Origin of the sequence: Enterococcus sp. 6D12_DIV0197 (assembly GCF_002174385.1) — a bacterium.
Classification (GTDB): domain Bacteria; phylum Bacillota; class Bacilli; order Lactobacillales; family Enterococcaceae; genus Enterococcus_D; species Enterococcus_D casseliflavus.
On sequence record NZ_NIBN01000001.1, the window covers coordinates 1,040,282 to 1,041,909 of the forward strand.

At 35.7% G+C, this 1,628-nt stretch carries 2 protein-coding genes and 1 pseudogene; 2 read left to right on the forward strand and 1 reads right to left on the reverse strand.

Annotated elements, in window-relative coordinates; genetic code table 11:
* On the forward strand, positions 1 to 192 hold a 192-nt coding region (locus A5867_RS05005; RefSeq protein ID WP_087627005.1), incomplete at its 5' end, for a transposase.
* 161 nt (positions 193 to 353) lie between these two features.
* Here A5867_RS05005 and A5867_RS05010 read toward each other — a convergent pair.
* Positions 354 to 1,034: an IS6 family transposase gene (locus A5867_RS05010; protein WP_087627006.1), complete on the reverse strand. Its 681-nt coding sequence runs from the start codon at positions 1,032 to 1,034 to the stop codon at positions 354 to 356.
* Positions 1,035 to 1,109: 75 nt separating this feature from the next.
* Between A5867_RS05010 and A5867_RS05015 the strand changes: the two are divergent.
* Positions 1,110 to 1,628 (forward strand): annotated as a pseudogene (locus A5867_RS05015) (hypothetical protein); the annotation flags it as partial.

Below are 1,628 nucleotides of genomic sequence, written 5' to 3' on the forward strand. Positions count from 1 at the left end.
AAATCAGTTGCCGAAATTTCCCGTGAATATGGCATTGCAGAACAAACAATTTATAAATGGAAGAAAAACAATAGTCCAATCTCAGGCAGTTCGACAACCCCAGCTCAAATCAAACAGATGGAAAAAGAAATGATCCGTCTGCGTCAGGAGAACGAAATTCTAAAAAAAGCAATGGCTATATTCACGAAGTAAACTTACACAATAAGATTCTCTTTATCAAAAATCTAAGAAACAGCTATCCCATCCGAATGCTTCTGCGTGTAATGCAAGTGGCACCAAGCAGCTACTATAAAGAATTAGGTTCTGTTGCAAAGTTTTAAAATAAACAACCAGCATTCCGTTTTGACTGCTTTTTAAGCTGGGATACCCAATAAGACCTTGATTTCAGTGCAAACCGAAAAGCCGAAGAGTGTGCCCTCTTTTCGGCTTTTCTTGTATATTCCGCGAATCGTTTCCATGCCTTTAATCGTTGTTGAGGCAGTGCGTAAGCTTCGATAAAATTTATTCCGACGTTTGATTGGTCGATGATCTTGCTCAATCAAGTTATTGAGATACTTAACTGTTCTGTGTTCTGTCTTCGTATACAGACCAGCTTTTTGTAATTTTTTAAACGCACTGCCAATAGATGGTGCCTTGTCTGTGACTAGAACCTTTGGTTCGCCAAACTGCTTTCTAAGACGTTTTAAAAATGCGTAGGCTGCTTGTGTGTCGCGTTTTTTACTTAGCCAAATGTCCAGCGTTAAACCGTCTGCATCGATCGCGCGATACAAATAGTGCCAGGTCCCTTTGATTTTGATATAAGTTTCATCCATTTTCCACGAATAAAAAGACTGTCTATTTTTCTTTTTCCAAATTTGATATAGGGCTTTGCCGTATTCTTGTACCCAACGGTAAATCGTTGTATGACACACATGAATGCCACGATCATAAAGTATTTCTTGAACGTCTCGATAGCTGAGGTTATAACGAAGATAATAGCCAACGGCGACAATAATCACGTCTTTTTGAAATTGTTTACCTTTGAAATGCTTCATCTTCGTTCCTCCAAGCTATCTTTTCTATAATTTTAACTTAAAATAGATTCTTTTGAAAACTTTGCAACAGAACCCGTTTTAGTTTACTTGAATGAACCAACAGAACCAACGCTTAATACGCAAGAATTAAATCGTCAGGAGTTAAAAACGAGTAATGAAAGCCAAGAAATACCGCAGACAGAAATTCCAACTGAAACAGTAAATGAACCTAGTGTTATTAAGGAAATATCGAAAAAGAACCAAGCAAAACAAACGAATAGTAGAAAAGAATCACTATCAGAATCCATAACCAAGAAAAATGTTCCCAAAATTCATTTGTTCATATCTATTTTGACTCTTTTTATTGTATTATTGATAGGAATAAGTGTTATTCAACAAGTACAACTTCAATCAGTCAAAAAAGAGAGCGAATTATTGAAAGAACAAATTGAACGTGTCAAAGAAACGGATATTTCTCAATCCAAAATAGATACTTTTGGAAGATACTTTTTGACTTACTATTTTTCACAGGAAAAAAATCAAGAAAATTATCAGTCAAGTTTAAGAACATATGTATCCGAAAAGGTAGATATATCCGATTGGAAAGCGTTAGGG